Source organism: Microvirga antarctica (assembly GCF_017921815.1).
GTDB lineage: Bacteria > Pseudomonadota > Alphaproteobacteria > Rhizobiales > Beijerinckiaceae > Microvirga > Microvirga antarctica.
The window spans coordinates 1-288 of the sequence record NZ_JAGEMM010000114.1 but is presented as its reverse complement, the minus strand read 5'-3'; the positions used below and the strand labels follow the sequence as shown (position 1 = coordinate 288).

The 288-nt window shown below is 58.7% G+C and carries 1 protein-coding gene; it reads left to right on the top strand.

What is annotated here, in order from left to right; genetic code table 11:
- Positions 1-288: tRNA (N6-threonylcarbamoyladenosine(37)-N6)-methyltransferase TrmO (gene tsaA / locus J4G32_RS21085; RefSeq protein WP_210497651.1), on the top strand; the 288-nt coding region annotated here is incomplete at both ends.

The window sequence follows — 288 nt, the reverse complement described above, 5'->3', positions numbered from 1 at the left end:
GGCTGGCGGCCGACAGTTCGTCCGCCCCGTCTTGGCGGTAACGCCAGAATGGGCGTTTTTGCCACGCGCTCCACGTTCCGCCCCAATCCGATTGGCATGTCGCTCGTTGCGCTAAAAGGTATCGAGTGCCGGAAAGAGAGCGTAATTCTGAAATTAGGCAGTCTGGATCTGGTGGATGGCACGCCGGTGGTGGATATCAAACCGTATTTACCGTTTGCCGAGGCCTTACCGGACGCCGCCGCCAGCTATGCGCAACAGGCGCCGATAGCTGAAATGCCCGTGAGTTTT